The sequence below is a fragment of the Salipiger sp. PrR007 genome, from assembly GCF_010499845.1.
Classification (GTDB): Bacteria; Pseudomonadota; Alphaproteobacteria; order Rhodobacterales; family Rhodobacteraceae; genus Salipiger; species Salipiger pacificus_A.
Window position 1 is genome coordinate 22,895 of sequence record NZ_JAAGOZ010000007.1, and the last position, 18,087, is coordinate 40,981.

Here is an 18,087-nt window from a genome sequence, read left to right on the forward strand (position 1 = left end):
GGAGCGCCGCGGGCGACGGACCTTCCGTAGAGGTGGCATCACGCTAACCGTCTGCGGCAGGGGACTCCCTTCCGGCGACAAGAAAAGAACGGAAAAGGGACCATGAAGCCAACGCAGCGCGCAGCGCTCTTCACAGCCACCGCCCTCACCACGCTCGGCCTCACGGGCACCGCCTTCGCGCAGGAGGCCACCGACCTCGGCACGCTGACCCTCAGCGCCAACCGCGGCGAAAGCACCGAGCTTGCGCGCAGCGGGGTGACGGTGGAGGTGGTCACCAAGGAAGACCTCGAGCAAAGCGGCGAGACGCTGCTCGCCGACCACCTCGCGCGGCTGCCCGGCGTCAGCGTATCGCGTAACGGCGGTATCGGCGGGCTCACCTACATGCGCATTCGCGGCCTCTCGAGCCGATATGTTGGCGTCTACATCGATGGTATCGACGTCACCGACACCTCGGCGCCTCAGATCCAATACGACTTCGGCACGCTGACCACCGGCGGCATCAGTCGCATCGAGGTGCTGAAGGGCTCGCAATCGGCGCTCTACGGCTCCGAGGCGATCGGCGGCGTGGTGAACATCACCACCAACCGCGCCACCGAGGAAGGGCTAAGCCAGAGCGTCGAAGCCGAATACGGCAGCTATGACACCCGCAAGCTGGGCTACAACCTCAGCTACCTTGGCACGCGCGGCAGTTTCGCCTCGTCGCTGAGTTACATCAAGACCGACGGCTATTCCGCCGCCGACGAAGACGACGGCAACGACGAGGCCGACGGTCACGAGGCCACCCGTCTTAGCTTCTCGGGCGACTACGCGCTGACCGACACGGTGACCCTGGGCGGCGCGGCCTTCTGGGAAAAAAGCAGCCACGATTACGACGAGTTCGGCCCGACGGACGGCGTCACGCACGACGAGAAGGTTGAGGGCGAGCAATACGGCGCGCGGGCTTTCGCGCGCGTGGAAACCGGCGGCGTCCGCCACGAATTCTCGGCGCAGGTCTTCGAGACCGACCGCACCGACACCTACGAGGGGTCGGATACTGACTATCTCGGCCAGCGCCGCGGTCTCGGCTACGAGGGCCAGACCGGACTCGGCGCCGCTACCCTCACCTTCGGCGCCGATTACATGCGCGAGGAGTTCGAGGTACTCAGCGCATGGGGTGACAGCGAAGGCGACTACGCGACCATCGGAATCTGGGCACAGGCCGACTGGCACCTGAGCGACAAGCTGGAACTGGTCACCGCCCTGCGCCACGACGACCACTCCGAATTCGGCGGCAAGACCACGGGCCGAATCTCGCTGGCCTACCTTCCGAACCCCGACCTCACGCTGCGTGCCAGCGTCGGCACGGGCTTCCGCGCGCCCTCTCCCTACGAGCTCTACTCAACCGGCTCGGGTAACCCGGTTCTCGAGCCCGAGACCTCGGTGAGCTACGAGCTCGGCGTCGAACAGCGCTTCGGCGCGGGCTACCTCGGCGCGACCCTCTTCCGCACCGAGATCACCGACCTCATTGACTACAACTACCCAAATTACGTGCAGATCGACGGCACCAGCTGGACGCAGGGCGTGGAACTGACCGGCGGGGTGAACCTGTCCGAGGCGCTGTCGCTTGCCGCCGCCTACACCTGGACCGACAGCAAGGACGCGCAGACCGGCGACCGTCTGTCCCGTGTGCCGCTGCACGACCTGTCGCTGTCGCTCGACGCCGATGTGACCGATGCCTTCCGTGCCGGCCTGACGGTGCAGCATGTCTCGGGCCTCGAGGATACCGACGAGCCGCTGGACGATTACACCGTCGCCAACATGAACCTGCGCTATGCCCTCACCGATCAGGCCGAGCTCTACCTGCGGGTCGAGAACCTCTTCGACGAGGACTACCAGGTGGTGAAGGGCTACGGCACCTCGGACCGCGCCGCCTATTTCGGCGTAAGGGCGAGCTTCTGATGCTGCGGCGCGCGCTGATCCCACTGTCCCTGCTCGCGGCTATGGGCCTGTCCCCGGCCACCGCGCAGGACGCTCCGGCGCGCGTCGTGTCGATGAACCTCTGCACCGACCAGTTGGCGATGCTGCTCGCGGCCCCGGGTCAGTTGCTCTCGGTCTCGAAGCTGGCCCGGGACCCGATGAGTTCGGCCATGGCCGATGCGGCGATGGCCTACCCGGTCAACCACGGGCAGGCCGAGGAAGTCTGGCTGATGCAACCGGACCTCGTGATCGTCGGCAGCTATACGGCGCAGGCGGCGGCGCAGATGCTCGAACGGCTCGGAACTCGGGTGCAGCGGATTGCCCCCGCCACCTCGCTCGCCGACGTGCCGGCGCGGCTGCGCACGCTGGGCGAGGCGATGGGCCGGCAGGCGCGCGCCGAGGCGCTGATCGCCGAATTCGAGACCCGCCTCGCCGCCCTCCGCGAAAAGGTGGACCGCCGCCCCTCTGCCGCGCTCTACTACGCCAATGGCTACACCACCGGCGACCAGACGCTTGCGGGAGAGATCCTGCTCGCCGCCGGGTTCGACAATATCGCCGGGGCGCGGGGCGGCGGTCAGCTGCCTCTCGAGGCGCTGGCCATGGCCCAGCCCGAGGCGCTGATCACCGCCCGCCCCTACCCCGGCGCCTCGCGCTCGGAGGAGATCCTGATGCACCCCGTCGTCCGCCAACTGCGCGCCGCCCAAGCTGCCACCGCCAACACCGGAACCGACTGGATCTGCGGCACACCCTTCGTGCTGCAGGCCATCGAGGAGCTCTCGGAGTTTCGCAAAGCCCTCGAAACGGAGACCGAATGACCCGCGCCCTCGCGATCCTCCTGCCGCTGGTACTGGCGCTGGCGGCGGTCTCGCTGTCGCTCGGCCCGGCGGACGTCAGCCTGCCCGAAAGCCTGCGCGCGCTGGTCTTCGGCGGGGACGGCCCACTACCCATGGTGATGCGCGAGATCCGCCTGCCCCGGGTGCTGCTGGCGCTGATGATCGGCGGCACGCTGGGGCTGGCAGGGGCGGCGATGCAGGGCTACCTGCGCAACCCGCTGGCCGAGCCCGGATTGCTGGGCGTCTCGGCCAGCGCAGCGCTCGGGGCGGTGCTGGCGATCCAGACCGGGCTGTCGGCGGCCTTTGCGCTGGCGCTGCCCCTCAGCGCCCTGGCGGGCGCTGTGGTGGCCGTGCTGATCCTCATCGTGCTCGCCGGGCCGCGCGCAGAGACGCTGACGCTGATCCTGGCCGGGGTGGCGCTTTCGGCGGTGGCCGGGGCGCTGACCCAGCTTGTCCTGAACCTTTCGCCCAACCCCTTCGCCGCAAGCGAGATCGTCTTCTGGATGATGGGCTCGCTCGCCGACCGCTCGATGCTGCATGTCTGGCTGGCGCTGCCCTTCATGGCCCTGGGCGTGCTGCTGCTGGCCGGGGTGGGGCGCGGGCTCGATGCGCTGACGCTGGGCGAGGACGCCGCCTCCTCGATGGGCATTGACCTCGGGCGGCTTCGGATGCGCGTGGTGTTCGGCACCGCCTGCGTCGTGGGCGCGGGGACCGCGGTGGCGGGGGCGATCGGCTTCGTCGGGCTGGTGGTGCCGCACCTGCTGCGCGGTGCCGTCGGTGGACGGCCCGGGCCGCTGCTCTGGGCGTCGGCGGCGGGCGGCGCGGCCATGCTGCTTGCCGCGGACATCGCAGTGCGGGTTGTGGCGCCGGACCGCGACCTCAAGCTCGGGGTGCTGACCGCACTGGTTGGCGCGCCCTTCTTCCTGCACCTCGTCTGGCGCAGCCGGGGGGAACGGGCATGAGCCTCCTGTCGCTTCACGATCTCTCCGTAACCTTACGGGGGCGCAGCGTCTTCTCTGGCATCACGCTGGAGATCGGCGCCCGCGAGGTGGTCGGCCTCATCGGCCCCAACGGCGCGGGCAAGACCAGCCTGATGCGCGCCGCGCTGGGGCTGATCCCCTCGGGCGGGCGCAGCTCCCTGTCCCGGCTCACCCCGCAGCAGCGGGCCAAGGCCGTCGCCTGGATGCCGCAGGCGCGCGAAATCGCCTGGCCGGTCAAGGTCGAGGACCTCGTGGCGCTCGGCCGCCTGCCCCATGGCGATCACGCGCCGGCCCCGGTCGAAGCGGCCATCGCCAAGATGGGCCTCGAGTCTTTGCGCAAGCGCCGTGCCACCAACCTCTCGGGCGGCGAGCAGGCGCGCGCGCTTCTGGCCCGGGCGCTGGCGCAGGAGACGCCGCTCTTGATGGCTGACGAGCCCACGGCGGGGCTCGACCCGGCGCATCAGATCGCCACCATGGAGGTCTTCGGCGCCCTTGCTGCCGAGGGTCACGGCGTTCTGCTCTCGCTGCACGACATCGGCTTGGCGGCGCGGCATTGCACGCGGCTGGTGATGCTGGCCGAGGGGCGGCTGCTGGCGGACGGGCCGCCGGAAGAAGTGCTGACCGACGCGTTGCTGGCGCGGGGCTTCGGCATCACCGCCTACCACGCGCAGACGCCCGACGGGCCGGTGTTCCAGCCGATGCACCGGGCGCGCTGAGCGCAGGTCTTGCCGGGCGCGTCCCGGGCGATACCTCCGGTGCAAGCACTGACCGGAGGAGCGGCGCAATGGAGACCTACGAAGGCGGATGCCTCTGCGGCGCAGTCCGCATCCGGGCGGAGGGGCAGCCCTATAGGGTCGGCCTCTGCCATTGCCTCGACTGCCGCAAGCACCACGGAGCGCTGTTCTACGCCGCAGCGATGTTCCCCGAAGCCGCGGTCACCGTGAGCGGAGAAACCCGAAGCTACAAGGGGCGGCACTTCTGCCCGCTCTGCGGCTCCTCGGTCTTTGCGATCGACGGGGACGAGGTGGAGCTGCATCTCGGCGCGCTCGATGCGCCGGGGCAGTTGATGCCGAGTTACGAGAACTGGACGGTCCGGCGCGAGCCCTGGCTGCCGGAGCTGCCGCTCGCCCATCACTACGCGGGCAATCGAGAAGGCACCGGGCGCGGCGAGGACTAGAAGATCCGGGCGACGCATCGCCCGGATCAATCAATGGCTTCGAGCCTTCAGCTGATATCGACACCGAGGTGCTTGGCGACGGCGAAGATGTCCTTGTCGCCCCGCCCACACATGTTCATGACAATGATGTGGTCCTTGGGCAGATCGGGCGCGATCTTCATCACGTGGGCCAGCGCGTGCGACGGCTCGAGGGCGGGGATGATGCCTTCGGTCGAGCACGACAGCTGGAACGCCTCGAGCGCCTCCTTGTCGGTGATCGCGACGTATTCGGCGCGGCGGGTGTCATGCAGCCAGGCGTGTTCCGGCCCGATACCCGGATAGTCGAGACCGGCCGAGATCGAGAACCCCTCGAGGATCTGCCCGTCGTCGTCCTGCAGCAGATAGGTGCGATTGCCATGCAGCACGCCGGGGCGGCCGCCGGTGAGCGAGGCGCAATGCTCCATCTTCTCGTTGACGCCCTTGCCGCCGGCCTCGACGCCGATGATCTTCACGTCCTTGTCGTCGAGGAACGGATAGAACAGACCCATGGCGTTCGAGCCACCGCCGATGGCGGCGATGATCGTGTCGGGCAGACGGCCCTCCTGCTCGAGGATCTGTTCCTTGGTCTCCTTGCCGATGATCGACTGGAAATCGCGGACCATCGCCGGATAGGGGTGCGGACCGGCCACCGTGCCGATGCAGTAGAAGGTGTCGCGCACGTTGGTCACCCAGTCGCGCAGCGCATCGTTCATCGCATCCTTCAGCGTGCCGCGGCCGGACGTCACGGGGATCACCTCGGCGCCCAGCAGGCGCATGCGGAAAACGTTGGGCTGCTGGCGCTCGACGTCATGCGCGCCCATGTAGACGACGCACTTGAGGCCGAACTTGGCGCAGACCGTCGCCGTCGCCACACCGTGCTGACCCGCGCCGGTCTCGGCGATGATGCGGGTCTTGCCCATGCGGCGGGCAAGGATGATCTGACCCAGCACGTTGTTGATCTTGTGCGCGCCGGTGTGGTTGAGCTCGTCGCGCTTGAAGTAGACCTTGGCGCCGCCGAGGTGCTCGGACAGCCGCTCGGCGTAGTAAAGCGGCGAGGGGCGGCCGACGTAGTGCTTCCACAGCCAGTCCATCTCGTCCCAGAAGCTCTGGTCGGTCTTGGCGCGCTCGTACTGTTCCTCAAGCTCGAGGATCAGCGGCATCAGCGTCTCGGACACGAAGCGCCCGCCGTAGATGCCGAAACGGCCCTTCTCGTCGGGGCCTGTCATGAAGGAATTGACCAGATCGTCCATCGCGCCTCTCCCGCAGAATTTCCCCCTCTCTAAAGCAAGCGCGCATCCAATGACCAGAGGTCACGCGCCGCGCACGGCGAATTGTCCCCGATGAGCCGACGCCGTTTCGTCCCGGACCTCCGCCCCCGGGCCGCGCGGCCTCGCTGCGGTGGCGATTGCGCAGTCGGGGCGCAGATCTCCGGCAGGCGTCCCGCTGTGGCCCGCGGTTTCCAAAGTGCCCCTTGCAAAATAAAATCGGCCTTCCTAACCTCCGATGAGCGCCGCGCTTTTTTGCGCGAACCACGCGCTTCAAAAGGATTTTTTGCGAAGTCATTTTCCGCGAGCCCCGAGGTTGGCGCCGCGATTACGATTGGACCCATGTCGATGCGTTTGAAGATCTACACGGACCCGGCGTTCGCCTCCCCCGCAAACCCGATGCAATGTGCGATGCTGCTGCCCTTTTTCGGGCGCGAAGAGCGGGCATTCTGGTCCGCAGACACCAATGCCTTCGACACCTACAAGAAAAGTGGTCTGGGTTATTTCGAGCTGGCCGGGTCGATGGACGAGGCCGACGTCGTGGTTCTGCCAGGCACATGGCACCGCTACCTTCAGGACGGCACGACCAACGTCGCGCTTCGCTTCGCCCAAAAGGCGGCGGAGGCGGGTAAGCAGATCGTCGTTTTCCACGAGCGCGACTACGACTTCAAGTTCCCGGCCGCCAACGCGCTCCTGTTTACGCCGACGGTCGAGAAGGACCGGCAGCCGAACGAATTCGGCCTGCCCGCCTGGGTTCCCGATCACACCAACGGCCCCGCCCCGCTACGCCAGAAACAGCAGCGCCCCTCGATCGGCTTCTGCGGGCAGGTGAAAAGGCCCACCGCCAAGACCCGTCTCGTGCAATTCGCCCGCACCACGCTGCCCTATCTCTCCGATATTCGCATGTCGGGCCATTCCGCGTCCCTGAGGGAGAACTTCCAGCACAAGTTCCTGCGGGCCCAGGCGGTCCAGACCCTGCTCGATCACCCCGACGTGGACACCCATTTCGTGCTGCACGGCGATTTCTTTGCCGGGGCCGACCAGAAATCCACCGCCGACGAGAAGACCGTCGCACGGCAGAGCGCGCTCGAGACCTTTCTGAGCAATCTCGCCGACAGCGACTACAGCCTCTGCGTGCGCGGCATCGGGAACTATTCTCTGCGCTTTTACGAGATCATGGCGGCCGGCCGGCCGCCGCTGTTTCTCGACACGAACTGTGTTCTTCCCTACGACTTCCTGATCGACTGGCAGAAAGAGCTGGTCTGGGTTCCCCAAGCCGAGCACCAGCGGGCGGGGCAGATCCTCGCCGATCACCATGCCGGGCTCAGTGCCGAGCAGTTCGTCGACCAGCAGCGGCGGGCGCGGGAAATCTGGGAGGATTGGCTCTCGCCCGACGGGTTCTTCCGCAACTTCTACCGCCACTTCCGCGCGCCCTGAGCACCCCGGGGTCGAAAGACAGGCGGTCAGAAACGGCGCCGTCTTCCGCAGCCCGCGCAAGCCACGCCGACCGTGATCACATGGCCCAGGCCTCGGTGAAGCTCTCGACACCGAATTCGCGATCGAGGCGCGGCAGGTCGTGCGGGCTCAGCAGAAGCACCCCGGTGGTCGCGGCGAGCCGCTGCGCGCTCGGCGTGAACCCGGCGGTGGCGAGCACCCCCGCCCCGGCCAGCCCATAGTAATTCTTGCCGGTGAAGGCCTCCTGGATGGCCTTGTTGCCGACCGGCGAATTGTATCGCTTGACCTGCAGGCCGATCACCAGCGCGCCCTTGCGCGCGACGATGTCGATGCCCTGGTCGTAGCCGCGCTTGGTGACATCCGCGTCCCAGCCGAAATGGCGCAGTTGCGCGGCGCACCAATGCTCGAACTCGGTGGGATCGCTCGGGTAATCCTCGGCGTCAAAGCCGCCTTCCCGCGCCTCGTTCTCGATCCGGTCGATCTCGTCCATGACGAAGTCGACGACCGCCGGCTCGATGCGGTGATAGTCGAAGGACAGCTCGATGCTGTCGAGGAACTCGAGCACGATGTCGTGCCGCTCGTCGGCAATCACCCGGTTGTAATCGTTCTTCTTCACCGCCAGCCGCAGGTTGCGCGAAAGCGCCGGGGCATGGGCCTTCACGTGCCGGGTGAGCTCCTGCCGCCGCGAGCGGGTCAGCGACAGCCCCAGCCCCTTGAACACCAGCACCAGCACCGCGACATAGCCCGCGAGGATCACCGGAAGCGCCCGCGTGCTGGCCGCCGACACACCCAGCTCATAATAGGCGTAGCCCAGGCACAGCAGCGCCAGGAAGGTCACCGCGCCAAGGATGGTTTCGTACTCTCTTTTCATCTGCTGCCGCCTCGGTACGTTGTTTTCCGGCCTCCTACCGCGCGCGGAACATTACAGCAACATGTGACGTGAGAGTCGGCGCCTAAGCGCTTATCACTAAGGGGTGAATCCTGCTTTTCAGCGCAGGGATCCACGGGCGGACAGGCGGCGACCCGACGCGGCTGCCGGGTCCGCCGAACTCATGACTTGGCCGCGAGCCCGCCCGCACGGATCTCCGAGAGCGTGCGGTAGGGGGTCAGCGCTTCGGCAGCGATATCGAGCTCGAGCACCGCGCCATGTGGTGCCGCCAGCGCGCGCTCGAAGGCGGCGGCGAACGCCTCGGTGTGCGCGACGTGTTCGCCATGCATCCCGTAGGCCCGCCCCAGCGCCGCGAAGTCGGGATTGACAATCGAGGTGCCACTGACCCGTTCAGGGAACTCGCGTTCCTGGTGCGCGCGGATGGTGCCATAGGTGCCATTGTTGAGCACCAGCACGATCACCGCCGCCCCGGCCTGCCGCGCCGAGGAGAGCTCTTGCCCGTTCATCTGGAAATCCCCGTCCCCGGCAAAGCAGATGACGGTCGCCTCGGGGCGCGCGAGCTTGGCGGCGATGGCCGCCGGCACGCCGTAGCCCATAGCCCCGGACTGCGGCGCAAGAAGCCGCATGCCGGGCCGGAAGCGGAAGAAGCGGGTCGGCCAGACGGTGAAATTGCCCGCGCCATTGGTGAGCACAACGTCGCTGCCCAGCACCGCGCGCATATGCTTGCAGACCGCCACCATGTCGACCGGCCCGGGCTGCGCCGGGGCCTTGTCGATGAAGCCAAGATAGGCCGCCCGCGCTTCGGCCCGCCAGGCCTTCCAATTGCCGGTCACCTTGGCGGGCAGCGCCTGGACGAAGCGCCCGGGGTCCGCATGCACCCCGACCGTAGGGCGGTAGACCTTGCCGATCTCACGGTCCGAGGCATGAACGTGGATGATCTTCTGCTTCGGCGTCGGCACCTCGAGCAGCGTGTAGCCGTCGGTCATGTTCTCGCCGAAGCGGGTTCCCAGCGCCAGCACCACGTCGGCATCCTTTAGCAGCGCCTTGACCCCTGCGGTCATCCCCACGCCCGCGTCGCCGCAGAAGCAGGCGCAGGCGCTGTCAACCTGGTCCTGATAGCGGAAAGAGGTGATGATCGGGATGTCCGAAGCCTCGGCAAAGCCCTGCAGTGCGGCGCGGGCGGGGCCCGTCCATTCAGCGCCGCCGATCACGATCAGCGGCCGCTCGGCATGCTGCAGCAGCGCGACCGCGTCGCGCACGGCGTCGGCGGCGGGCTCGGACGCGTAGACCTTCACCGGGTCGGTCAGCGGCGCGACTTCGGTCTGCGCCATGAGCACGTCCTCTGGCAGCGCGACGACCACAGGGCCGGGCCGGCCGGTCGTGGCGGTGATCCAGGCACGAGACAGGATCTCTGGGATGCGCTCGACGTTCTCGATCTCGGTCGCCCATTTCGCCATCGTGCCGAAGACGGCCCGGTAGTCGATCTCCTGGAAGGCCTCGCGCTCTTTCATGTCCGTGGCCACCTGGCCGACCAGCAGGATCATCGGCACGCTGTCCTGCATCGCCGTGTGCACGCCGATCGCAGCGTTGGTCGCCCCCGGCCCGCGGGTCACCATGCAGATCCCCGGGCTGCCGGTCAGCTTGCCATGCGCCGCCGCCATGAACGCCGCGCCGCCCTCCTGACGGCAGAGCACGAAGTCCAGCTTGCCCGCCGTGTCATGCAGCGCGTCGAGCACGGCAAGGTAGCTCTCTCCCGGAACCCCGAAAGCCCGCGTGGCCCCAAGCGCGATCAGGCTTTCAACCACCAATTGACCACCGTTGCGCATCTCGTCCTGCTCCCTGCCAGATCGCTTTCGCGAATTTGTGCGCGCTGCGCACCGCGGATGCAAGCGCTGGCCGTGCCGTCTTCGCGGAATGCCGGGGGAGGCGCAAAAAGGCCGGGCGCCAGAACGCTTTGTTAAGACCCCGGCTGTAGTTCTCGAACCCGTCCCGGGAGCGGCCGGCGAGTCTGGGGGGCGGTCCGGACCTGATCTGCGCGTGCCCTGTCACGCGTCCTCCGCCGGCCTCGGGACAAAGGCTCAACACTCCCACGGGGACCGGCAGCCCGCTGGCCGCGGCTGCCCCCGCTCTCCTCTGGCAAAGGACAGATTTCGCGATGACTGAGCTTCACAGCCATGTGCTCGACCCGGGGCGCAACCGCAATGGCGAAGACCCCCTCGTGCCCTTCCTGCTCGGGGCGCGGCACATGCCCGTTTCGATCAGCGTGCGGGACGTTCTTCGGCTCGATGCCCACCGGCTGCAGATCCTGCTCGTGGCGCAGAAGCAATGGCAGCAAGAGGGGCTCGCCTTCCGCCTGACCGACATCAGCGAGTCGTTCCGCGGCGGGCTCGATCGGCTCGGTCTGCCGCCCACCCATTTCGACGACAGCGGCGCGGGCGCCGGACCCGGTCTCGCGGACGGCAAGGAGGCACTGCAATGACGACGAAAGTCCTCGCGATCGACGATTCCCGGACGATCCGCAACCTGCTGCGCATCTCGCTCGAAGGCGCCGGCTTCGAGTTTCACTCTGCCTGCGACGGCGTCGAGGGGGTCGAACAATTCTCCGAGGTCGAGCCGGATGTGGTGATCACCGACATCAACATGCCCAACATGGACGGCTTCGGCGTGATCGAGACGCTGCGCAGCGGTCCCAACCGCACGACGGTGCCGATCATCGTGCTGACCACCGAAAGCGGCGCCGACCTCAAGGCCCGCGCGCGCGCCGCCGGGGCGACCGGCTGGATCGTGAAACCTTTCGACGACGCATCACTGGTTTCGGTGCTGCGCCGGCTCACAGGACACATGGTGTAGAGATGTCGGGAAATTCGATCCGCGATACGTTTTTCGAGGAATGCGAAGAGCTGCTCGAAGCGCTCGTCGAGGGGCTTTCCTCGATGGAGCAGGACCCCGAGGACATGGATGTGGTCAACGCCGTGTTCCGCGCCGTGCACTCGATCAAGGGCGGCGCAGGGGCCTTCGCCCTCGACCGGCTGGTGAGCTTTGCCCACACCTTCGAGACGGTGATGGACAAGGTGCGCAGCCAGGAACTGAAGGTCAACGCAGAGCTGATGCACCTCTTCCACCGCTCCGGCGACCAGCTTGCCGACCTCGTGGAAGCGGCGCGTGACGAGCGCGAGCCAAACGCCGAGTCCGAGGCCGCCATCCTCAAGGAACTCGACAGCTATCTCGGCGAGGCGGACAAGGACGACAGCTTCAGCTTTGATGCCCTCAGTCTGGACTTCGACGCGGCACCGGCGGATCTCGACGGGTCCGGCGACGCCGCCGAGGAGAGCGCCCTGCGCCGCTTCCACATCCGCTTCAAGCCCAGTCCCGCGCTTTATGCCAACGGACACGAGCCCCTTCTGCTGTTCGACGCGCTTGCCGAGCTTGGCGAACTGCGGGTCTCCGCCGACCTCTCGGCGCTGCCCGAGTTCGATGCCTTCGACCCCAATGGCGCGGTGATGTCCTGGAGACTCCAGCTCGAGACCCCGGAACCCGAGACAGTGCTGCACGAAATCTTCGAATTCGTCGAGTCGCTCTGCGACCTCGACATCCGCGAGGACGACGGCGGGTCGGCGCCCGCGCCCCTCGATCCGGCCCCGGATCTTCCCGGGCTCGCGCCCCCGCCCCCGCCGCTCGACCTTGACGGTCCCACCGCCGCGTTGGAGCCCGCCGATGCCCGCGGCGACGCCCAGCGCGGCGAGGCGCGCGGCCCGCGCCCGACCCTGCGCGTCGACCTCGAACGGGTCGACCGGCTCATCAACACGGTGGGCGAGCTGATCATCAACCAGGCGATGATCTCCCAGCGGATCGAGGAACTGGAGCTTCCCGCAGTCGCCCATCTCACCAACGAGCTCGAGGCCTACAAGCTCCTCGCCCGCGACATCCAGGAAGGGGTCATGGCCATCCGCGCGCAACCGGTGAAGCCCCTCTTCCAGCGCATGTCCCGCATTGTCCGCGAGGCTGCGGAGGCCACTGGCAAGAAGGCGCGGCTCGTCACGATCGGTGACTCGACCGAGGTCGACAAGACGGTGATCGAACGCCTGGCTGACCCGCTCACGCATATGGTGCGCAACGCGGTCGATCATGGGCTGGAAAAACCTGCTGCCCGCAGTTCCGCCAGCAAGGAGGCCATTGGAACCATACGCCTCTCCGCCTCACACCGCTCGGGCAGCGTCTTCATCGAGATCGGAGACGACGGCGCCGGGCTGAACAGAGCGCGCATCCTCGAAAAGGCCATCGAGAAGGGCCTTGTCCTTCCCGAAGCCGAGCTGTCAGAATCCGAGATCGACAACCTGCTGTTTCTGCCCGGGTTCTCCACGGCGAGTGAGGTGTCGAACCTCTCGGGCCGCGGCGTCGGCATGGATGTCGTTAAAAACGCCGTTTCCGCGCTCGGCGGGCGGGTTTCCATTGCCTCCACGCCCGGCGCCGGCACCACCTTCACCATCGTGCTGCCGCTCACCCTCGCGGTGATGGACGGCTTCGTCATCTCGGTCGCGGATCAGACCATGGTGATCCCCATCGCCTCGATCATCGAAACGATCCGCCCCAGCCAGCGCGACCTGCACGCGGTGGGCACCAAGGGCGTGGTGATCCTTGTGCGCGGCGCCTACGTGCCGGTCGTGGACGTCGCCTTCAACCTCGGTCTCTCCCCCGCGCGGAAGGAGGCGGGAGACGGCGTGCTGCTGCTGGTGAGCACGGAGAGCCAAGGGCTCACCGCGTTGCGGGTCGAGGCGATCCACGACCAGCGTCAGGTGGTCATCAAGAGCCTCGAAAGCAACTATGCCGCCATCCCCGGCGTGTCCGCGGCAACGATCCTCGGGGATGGCAAGATCGCCCTGATCCTCGACCCCGAGGAAGTGGTCAAGCTGCAGCCCGCCGCCCCCTATTTCCCGGCCGTAACCCCCCCGAAACTGGAGCTTCGCCATGCTTGACGCCGACGAGGGACAGACTGAGACGCAGTTCGAATTCATCACCTTCTCGGCGGGAAACCAGAGTTTCTGCCTCGAGATCATGCAAATCCGCGAGATCCGCCGCTGGACCCCGGTGACCAAGCTGCCGCATACGCCCGACGACGTGCTCGGGGTGATGAACCTGCGCGGTGCGGTGATCCCGATCTTCGACCTTTCCGCTCGCTTCGGCCTCGGTGAAACGCCGGACAACGAGCGCAATGTGGTGATCGTCGCCGCCGCGGGCGGCACGACCATAGGTCTTCTGGTGGAATCCGTGTCCGAGATCCTCTCGGTCGCGAAATCCTCGATACAGGAAACCCCTGACATGAAGTCCGACGCGGCGCGCCAGGCCATTCTCGGCGTGATCTCTGTCGGCGAGTCCATGGTGCGCGTCGTCAATCTCGACGCGGTGCTCGACCAGGAAGGCGGAGCCGCCGCATGAGCCTTGCCAGCGCCGACACCCTGCCGGGGGAGTTCGCCTTCACCGATGCGGATTTCGAGGCGCTCGCCCGCCTTGCGCGGAGCGAGTACGGCCTCAGCCTCGCCTCGAGCAAGAAGCCCCTCGTCTATTCCCGCCTCGCAAGGCGACTGCGCGCCCGCGGGCTCGCGACATTTCGCGACTACATGTCGCTGCTCGACCGCGCGGAGGAGGCCGCGGAACGGCTCGAACTGGTCTCCGCACTTACCACCAATGTCACCAGTTTCTTCCGCGAGAAGCACCACTTCGAGACACTGCGCAGCGCGCTCGTCCCCGAACTCGCAACGCAGAAGCGCATCCGCATCTGGTCGGCCGGCTGCTCCTCGGGACAGGAGCCCTTCTCGATCGCCATGACGCTGCTCGACGGCCTGCCCCCCGGGGCGCGCGACATGCGCATTCTGGCGACGGACATCGACCCGGCGATCCTGCGCAAGGCGCGCGCCGGGCGCCACCCGGCAGAGGAGTGCGCCACAGTGCCCGACGAGTTTCGTGCCCGCTGGCTGCGGCCCGTACCGGGCGAGCCGGACTTGGTCGAGATGGGCGCGGAACTCAAGGCCCTGGTCAGCTTTGCCGAGCTCAACTTGATCTGCGACTGGCCCTTCGCCGGCCCCTTCGACGCGATCTTCTGCCGCAACGTTGCGATCTATTTCGACCAGGAGACACAACAGCGGCTCTGGTCACGACTCGCCGACAAGCTCCGCGCCGGCGGCTTCCTCTTCATCGGGCATTCCGAACGCCTCTCGGGCACCGCCCTACCGGAGTTCGAAACCGCCGGTGTGACCACCTACCGCAAGCGCGCCACCCCCGGTCCCGCGCGGCCGACCTAGGAGAATGAAATGAGTTTGAAGGATTCGCTGCGCATCATGGTCGTCGACGACATGGCCACGAGCCGCGGGCTGATCACCCAGGCGCTCGACGAAATCGGCATCAAGAACTACCTGACCGAGAACGACGGCAGTAAGGCCCTGGCGCGGATGGCCGGAAGCCCGGTGCACCTGGTCCTCTCGGATTACAACATGCCGAACATGGATGGACTGGCCCTGCTGAAAGCCGTGCGGCAGAATCGCGCCACCCAGAAGATCGGTTTCATCCTGGTGACCGGCAAGCCCACACCCGACATGGTGGCGCAGGCGAAACAGCTGGGCCTCAACAACATGATCAAGAAACCCTTCACCTCTCTCGCGATGAAGCAATGCATCGAAAGCGTCGTGGGAAAGCTCTGAAGCCATGTCGACGTCACGCGCCGTTCCGATCACCGCCAATGAGGCGACATGGCTGCTCTCGCGCGAGATCAGGCACCTGCAGCAGCGGCTCGAACGGCTCGAGCATGGCATGGAGCACATCTACTCGGGAAATGCGGATTCGCGCCTCGGATCGGTCGCGATCACCGCTTTTCAGGAACTCGACATGCTGGCGCAATCCACCGATGCGCTCGCCGGCTACGTGGAGCGGCTTGCCAGGCTGCTGGACACGGAGGCGGCTCTCGACCTGCGCGATGCCCTGGACGTGATCCCGCTGCGCGATCTCCGGCAAAGGCTTGGCGGCGCGCAGGGGGACGGGCTCGAGCCGAACGCACCCGAGCTGTTCTGACTGCCCACCGCCCCCGGCGGGGCAGACACCAGCATCTGGGCGGCCCTCAGGTGCATCGACCCAGCGCCACGGAGTTCGGCGCCACCGGCCATGAAGGACAAGACAGATGTCGAAGATATCCCTGATCCTGGCCCATCCGGACCTGAGCCTGCGGCGGCGGCTTGGCGCCGAACTGCGCAGCTCTGCCTTCATCACGCTGGTGTCGGAAACCCACGATCTGATGACCACCTATACCGAGGTCGAGGAGCAGGAACCGATGGCCGTGCTGATCGGGGAACGGCTCGCCATGTTGCCAGAGTTCGAGGTGATGCGTGCCCTCTTTGCCACGCTCGACGTGCGCTGGCTGGTGATCAAGTCGCGCGCGGCCGCGGCGCCGGGGCATCCGGCCAGCCCCTGGGACAAGCGCTCGGACCTCTTCGCCGTCGATGCGGGCGTGCCGGTCGACGAGTTGATCGGCACGCTGCGCTCGCTGACCCGCACCACCCGCCGGCGCGGGCCGCAGCCCTCCGTCCCGGCCTCTCCCGTGCCCGCGCCCTCGGGCGGCGCGCGCGGCAACCGCTTCATCCTGCTCGGCGCCTCCACCGGCGGCGTCGATGCGCTGCTGAGCGTGCTGTCGAGCTTCCCCGCCGATTGTCCGCCGACCTTCATCGTCCAGCACACCGGGGGCGGCTTCGGCGAGAGCCTGACCCGGCTCCTCGACCGGCAATGCGCGGCGCAAGTGCGGACGGCGCAGGATGGGGTGCGGGTCGACCACGGTCAGGTCGTCATCGCCGCGGGCAACCGGGCGCACCTTCACCTCGCGGGGGGGACCCCGATGAAGATCGCCTTGCGCGTGGGCGAGCCGATTTCGGGCCATATGCCCTCGGTCGACGCGCTTTTCACCTCGGCGCTGCCCGGGGCGCCCCGCGCGGTCGCCGCGCTGCTCACCGGCATGGGGCGGGACGGCGCACAGGGATTGAAAGCCCTACGCGACGCTGGCGCCACCACCTTCGCGCAGGACGAGGCAACCTGCATCGTCTATGGCATGCCCCGCGCGGCGCGCGACCTCGGCGCGGTGGAGACCAGCCTGCCCCTGCCGCAGATCGGCCCTGCCCTTCTGCGGGCCTGCGCCACGCCCGCCTCGGCGACCGCCCCAGCCGGGCTGATTGGAAGGACCTCCGCGAGATGAGCGATGCCGCAGAAAAGCTGGTGAACGTGATCCAGGGAGAATACCGAATTTCCTCCTCTCCCTCCGAGGTGCTGTCGACCGTGCTCGGCTCCTGCGTCGCCGTCTGCCTGACCGATGTCGAGGCCGGGGTCGGCGGGATGAACCACTTCCTGCTGCCGCAGCGCGCCGGAAAGGAGGGCGAGAACGTGCGCTACGGCGCCTATTCGATGGAACTGCTGATCAACGGATTGCTGAAATGCGGCGCGCGCAAGAATCGCCTGGTCGCCAAGCTCTTCGGCGGGGCGAACATGCTCAGCCAGTTGCGCGATATCGGCGGCTCGAACGTCGCCTTCGCCAAGGAGTTCCTACAGAACGAGGCGATCCCGCTGGCCTCCGAAAGCACCGGCGGCACCTCGGCGCGGCGCATCCGCTTCTGGCCCGCAGATGGGCGGGTACGGCAGTTCATCGTGCCCGGCGAAATCGAAGCCGTGGCGCCGGTCCAGCCGCCGAAGCCGCCGCAGTCCGAGGTGACCCTGTTCTGACAAAGGGCGGCGATGGGAGGACGGCGATGGGCCGCCCAATCAGATCGGGTCGATCTCGACGAAGGCGTTGCGCAATGCTTCGGACCAATCATGGCTCATTTTCTGGAAGGCCTCGTCCGTTGGCTCGATCCGCCGCCGCCGGGTCACCGCCAGCGCATCGCGCTCGATCACAGCGAAATCGAGCGGCATGCCCACGCTGAGGTTGGATCGCAGGGTGGAGTCCATCGACAGCAGGACCGCCTTCTCGGCGTCCGCTAGCGTGGTCGCAGAGGAAATCACCCGATCGAGGATCGGCTTGCCATACTTGTGCTCGCCGATCTGCAGAAAGGGCGTATCTGGTGTGGCTTCGATGAAATTGCCTTCGGGGTAGACCAGGAACATGCGCATCGGGCCGCCCTTGCGCTGACCGGCGACGATCATCGAGGCAGTCGCACTCTGGTTCATCCGCTCCATCTTCGAGGACACCTCGGAGGTCACGTCCGACAGAGTGGCGCCGACGATCTCGGCGACTTGCAACATGCCAGGCGCGCGCAGGATCGAGCGCGGCGAGTCGGGATCCTCATTGGCCTCGGTCAGCCGCGCGATCACCGTCTGCGTGATCGACAGCGACCCCGCGGTCATGATGCCGATGGCGCGATCCCCTTCCTGCTCGAAAAGGAACATCTTGCGGTAGGTCGCAATATTGTCGAGCCCGGCATTGGTGCGCGTGTCGGACAGCAGCACGACGCCCGCATCCAGCAGCAATCCCACGCAATAGGTCATCTGT

General features: G+C 67.2%; 19 protein-coding genes. 15 read left to right on the forward strand and 4 right to left on the reverse strand.

Going from position 1 to position 18,087, the window contains the following annotated elements; genetic code table 11:
- Positions 1-102 precede the first annotated feature (102 nt).
- From G0Q01_RS00085 to G0Q01_RS00105, 5 genes are all read left to right on the forward strand, one after another.
- Positions 103-1,938: a TonB-dependent siderophore receptor gene (locus G0Q01_RS00085; protein ID WP_164189395.1), complete on the forward strand. Its 1,836-nt coding sequence runs from the start codon at positions 103-105 to the stop codon at positions 1,936-1,938.
- Positions 1,938-2,771 carry an ABC transporter substrate-binding protein gene (locus G0Q01_RS00090; protein ID WP_164189397.1) on the forward strand — a complete coding sequence of 278 codons (834 nt, stop codon included), beginning with the start codon at positions 1,938-1,940 and terminating at the stop codon, positions 2,769-2,771. Before G0Q01_RS00085 ends, G0Q01_RS00090 begins: the two co-directional genes overlap by 1 nt.
- The gene (locus G0Q01_RS00095) at positions 2,768-3,751 is read left to right on the forward strand and encodes an iron ABC transporter permease (RefSeq protein WP_164189399.1); all 984 of its coding nucleotides are present in this window, start codon (positions 2,768-2,770) and stop codon (positions 3,749-3,751) included. The genes G0Q01_RS00090 and G0Q01_RS00095 overlap by 4 nt, the downstream gene beginning before the upstream one ends.
- Positions 3,748-4,485: an ABC transporter ATP-binding protein gene (locus tag G0Q01_RS00100; RefSeq protein WP_164189401.1), complete on the forward strand. Its 738-nt coding sequence runs from the start codon at positions 3,748-3,750 to the stop codon at positions 4,483-4,485. The genes G0Q01_RS00095 and G0Q01_RS00100 overlap by 4 nt, the downstream gene beginning before the upstream one ends.
- 68 nt (positions 4,486-4,553) lie before the next feature.
- Complete coding sequence (locus G0Q01_RS00105) at positions 4,554-4,946, forward strand: GFA family protein (protein ID WP_164189403.1); 393 nt, start codon at positions 4,554-4,556, stop codon at positions 4,944-4,946.
- A gap of 47 nt (positions 4,947-4,993) precedes the next feature.
- Here G0Q01_RS00105 and trpB read toward each other — a convergent pair whose 3' ends face one another.
- Positions 4,994-6,214: a tryptophan synthase subunit beta gene (gene trpB, locus G0Q01_RS00110; protein WP_164189405.1), complete on the reverse strand. Its 1,221-nt coding sequence runs from the start codon at positions 6,212-6,214 to the stop codon at positions 4,994-4,996.
- 357 nt (positions 6,215-6,571) lie between these two features.
- On the opposite strand from trpB, the gene G0Q01_RS00115 reads away from it, so the two are divergent.
- On the forward strand, positions 6,572-7,666 hold the full coding sequence (locus G0Q01_RS00115; RefSeq protein WP_164189408.1) for an exostosin family protein: 1,095 nt from the start codon (positions 6,572-6,574) through the stop codon (positions 7,664-7,666).
- A 76-nt stretch (positions 7,667-7,742) separates the two neighbouring features.
- Here G0Q01_RS00115 and G0Q01_RS00120 read toward each other — a convergent pair whose 3' ends face one another.
- Positions 7,743-8,555 (reverse strand): restriction endonuclease, encoded by an 813-nt coding sequence (locus G0Q01_RS00120; RefSeq protein ID WP_108968493.1) that lies wholly within the window; start codon positions 8,553-8,555, stop codon positions 7,743-7,745.
- Between the two features lie 179 nt (positions 8,556-8,734).
- Positions 8,735-10,399: a thiamine pyrophosphate-dependent enzyme gene (locus G0Q01_RS00125; RefSeq protein WP_164189410.1), complete on the reverse strand. Its 1,665-nt coding sequence runs from the start codon at positions 10,397-10,399 to the stop codon at positions 8,735-8,737.
- 329 nt (positions 10,400-10,728) lie between these two features.
- Here G0Q01_RS00125 and G0Q01_RS00130 point away from each other — a divergent pair, with 329 nt between their 5' ends.
- From G0Q01_RS00130 to G0Q01_RS00170, 9 genes are all read left to right on the forward strand, one after another.
- Positions 10,729-11,052, forward strand: coding sequence for a hypothetical protein (locus G0Q01_RS00130; RefSeq protein ID WP_164189412.1), 324 nt, complete (start codon positions 10,729-10,731; stop codon positions 11,050-11,052).
- Complete coding sequence (locus tag G0Q01_RS00135; RefSeq protein WP_095882021.1) at positions 11,049-11,423, forward strand: response regulator; 375 nt, start codon at positions 11,049-11,051, stop codon at positions 11,421-11,423. The genes G0Q01_RS00130 and G0Q01_RS00135 overlap by 4 nt, the downstream gene beginning before the upstream one ends.
- Positions 11,424-11,425: 2 nt before the next feature.
- Entirely contained in the window at positions 11,426-13,546 is a 2,121-nt protein-coding gene (locus G0Q01_RS00140) for a chemotaxis protein CheA (RefSeq protein ID WP_164189414.1), read from the forward strand.
- Entirely contained in the window at positions 13,539-14,006 is a 468-nt protein-coding gene (locus tag G0Q01_RS00145) for a chemotaxis protein CheW (RefSeq protein WP_108968485.1), read from the forward strand. The genes G0Q01_RS00140 and G0Q01_RS00145 overlap by 8 nt, the downstream gene beginning before the upstream one ends.
- Positions 14,003-14,869, forward strand: a complete 867-nt coding sequence (locus tag G0Q01_RS00150) for a protein-glutamate O-methyltransferase CheR (protein WP_164189416.1) — start codon at positions 14,003-14,005, stop codon at positions 14,867-14,869. Before G0Q01_RS00145 ends, G0Q01_RS00150 begins: the two co-directional genes overlap by 4 nt.
- Before the next feature lie 9 nt (positions 14,870-14,878).
- A complete protein-coding gene (locus G0Q01_RS00155) occupies positions 14,879-15,265 on the forward strand; it encodes a response regulator (RefSeq protein ID WP_164189418.1) in 387 nt (128 codons plus the stop codon).
- A 4-nt stretch (positions 15,266-15,269) separates the two neighbouring features.
- Positions 15,270-15,632, forward strand: coding sequence for a chemotaxis protein (locus tag G0Q01_RS00160; RefSeq protein WP_164189420.1), 363 nt, complete (start codon positions 15,270-15,272; stop codon positions 15,630-15,632).
- A 106-nt stretch (positions 15,633-15,738) separates the two neighbouring features.
- Positions 15,739-16,800 (forward strand): CheB methylesterase domain-containing protein, encoded by a 1,062-nt coding sequence (locus G0Q01_RS00165; protein ID WP_164189423.1) that lies wholly within the window; start codon positions 15,739-15,741, stop codon positions 16,798-16,800.
- Positions 16,797-17,321: a chemotaxis protein CheD gene (locus G0Q01_RS00170; RefSeq protein WP_108968475.1), complete on the forward strand. Its 525-nt coding sequence runs from the start codon at positions 16,797-16,799 to the stop codon at positions 17,319-17,321. Before G0Q01_RS00165 ends, G0Q01_RS00170 begins: the two co-directional genes overlap by 4 nt.
- 39 nt (positions 17,322-17,360) lie before the next feature.
- Here G0Q01_RS00170 and G0Q01_RS00175 read toward each other — a convergent pair whose 3' ends face one another.
- Positions 17,361-18,083, reverse strand: a complete 723-nt coding sequence (locus tag G0Q01_RS00175; RefSeq protein ID WP_164189425.1) for a peptidase — start codon at positions 18,081-18,083, stop codon at positions 17,361-17,363.
- Positions 18,084-18,087 lie beyond the last annotated feature (4 nt).